The 2,195-nt window shown below is 68.6% G+C and carries 2 protein-coding genes; both read right to left on the bottom strand.

What is annotated here, in order from left to right; translation table 11 throughout:
- Positions 1–191: 191 nt before the first annotated feature.
- Complete coding sequence (locus ACTIGN_RS18700) at positions 192–413, bottom strand: hypothetical protein (RefSeq protein WP_439626565.1); 222 nt, start codon at positions 411–413, stop codon at positions 192–194.
- Between the two features lie 553 nt (positions 414–966).
- Positions 967–1,980, bottom strand: a complete 1,014-nt coding sequence (locus ACTIGN_RS18695; protein WP_439626563.1) for an NAD-dependent epimerase/dehydratase family protein — start codon at positions 1,978–1,980, stop codon at positions 967–969.
- Between the last annotated feature and the right edge of the window lie 215 nt (positions 1,981–2,195).

Genomic DNA, 2,195 nt, shown 5'->3' with positions numbered 1-2,195 from the left:
GAGCGCCGAGCGAGGGTTCACGTTGACCCTCGCTCGGCGCTCGGGCTCGGACCCGCCCGCCACGGTTCCGGTTCCATCGGACTTGGTATGAGTGGGGCCGCACCGTCGGGAAACGCGAAGACGCTCCGGGGGGAATCCGGAGCGTCTTTCCTTTTTGGGGGAGTGGGGAACCGAGGGGGCGGGGGGATCGATCACACGCCGAGGCCGGCGGTCAGGTCGGGCACCTTGCGGGCGGTGTCCTTGGTCGCGGGGCGGTCGGCCAGGATCTCGGCCTTCACCCGGCGGGTCATGTGCAGCACGAAGGCCGCGTCGCGGAGCATCTTCTTGACCTCGTCCTTCGTCATCGTGGCCGGCGTGACGGCGGCGGTCTGGGCGGCGGCGGCAACCGTGGCGGCGGTGGTGTTCGGGGTCATGTTTGTATCCTTTGCGGTTTCGTTTCGGTTTGGTTCGTTCGTGATCTACCCTTAAGCAGCCACCGTGCCACTCGCGCCGAATCACCTCCGAAATCGCGCCGCGCCCTGGGAATCGTAGGCGATCGTGCGTTCCGATTCGGGCCGTGTAATCTTGATCGTGCCGCGGAGGGGTTGCAACTCTTACCACTTCACAGAATCCGTACAAACGGGCCGTACATTCGTTGCAACGGTGACAAAGCCCGCGGGGGAAACCCCGCGGGCTTGAGTGCTTCGGGCGATTCCGGGGAGCGTGGGTGACTCGCGGCGAACCGAAAGGCCGGCAGGGTGGGTAATGCCCAGTTCCGGTGGCACAGGCCTCTGGCCTGTGCGGGAATCCTCCTGGGATCCGCAGGCAGTGGCTGGCGGGCCGCCACGGAGGGCGGCCCCTACCGGAGTATTCGTTCTTGGCTTGTCGGGGCCGCCCTCCGCGGCGGCCCGCGTGAGGCGAACGACTGAACCGAGCGGCCCGAGGCCTGTGCCACCGGAACCGGTCCGTCTCGATCGGTACTCACTCTCACGGTTCGTCGGCCACGGTAACCGGGGCGGCCTTCGGCGCGTCGAGGTCGCTCGTGTCGAGCCGGCCCTCGGCGTGGAGCTGCTTGAAGATCTCGACCGTCTCGCGGATGCCGGCCGCCAGCGGGGTCTTCGGCATCGGCCCGAGGTCCCGCTCGATCCCCGCGTCGCTCAGGTCGTAGGCGATGGCGATCTGCGTCGTGCCCACGGTGACCAGCCTTGCCGCGTCGGGCAGGACCCCGCAGAGCGCCTTGACGAAGTCGGCCACGGTGACGACCGCGCCACGGAGGTTGTAGCTCTTCGCGCCGGTGTACGGCCGCTCCAGACTGTGAACGAACGTCTTGGCCACGTCGTCGACGTACTGGAAGTCGGTCCACCCGCCGAAGTTGATGTGGTACGGGCGGCCGAGCATCACGGCCTTGATCGCCTTGGTCGGCTCGCTGGTCATGCCCAGGTCGCGGCCCACGCCGTACACGGTCCAGGGCCGCAGGCCCACGCTCGAGATGCCGTTGTCCTGGAAGTAGATCCGGGCGTTCCCCTCGTTGCAGCACTTGAAGATGCCGTAGTGGGTGCTCGGGGTCAGCAGCACGTCGTCGCCGAGCGCGCCGGCCGGGTACTTGTCCGGCCCGCCGAACACGGCCGCGGAGCTGGCGTACACGAGCCGCTGCACCTGCGCGCCGGCGGCCTTGACCGCCTCGAACACGGCGAGGGTGCCGAGCACGTTCACCTTCGCGCCGAGCATCGGGTCGGCCCGGCACGTCGGCACCTGGAGCCCGGCGAGGTGGATGACGTGGGTGATGCCGAAGGCTTCGATCGCCTTCTTGAGTGCGGGAAGGTCGGTGACGTCGCCGGGGACGAACGTGACCTTCTTGACCTCGCTCTCGGGGAGCACGAGCCGCAGCCGGCGGGCGTCCTCCCGGAGGTCGAACACCCAGACCTGGTCGCCGCGGGCCAGGAGGTTGCGGGCGATCCACGCCCCGATGAACCCGTACCCGCCCGTAATCAGCACGCGCATTGAGAGGCTCCGAACCGGACCCACCGGACACCCCGAACCGGGGAGAAGTGGAGTCAGACTAAGTCTGGTTGATGGCTTCCTGTAGCCGGCCTCTGTGAGGCCGGGCCCCGGGAGTTTCCCAGGCACCGGCCCCACCCAGGGCCGCGCCCGAACACCCCCCCAAAAAAACAAAGGGGGGGGAGGGGATTAGGCCCCCCGCGGTGGGGGGGGGCCCC

Source organism: Gemmata sp. (genome assembly GCF_051859125.1).
Lineage (GTDB): Bacteria > Planctomycetota > Planctomycetia > Gemmatales > Gemmataceae > Gemmata.
Note: the sequence above shows the minus strand (reverse complement) of the source record. Positions and strands in the feature narration are given on the sequence as shown.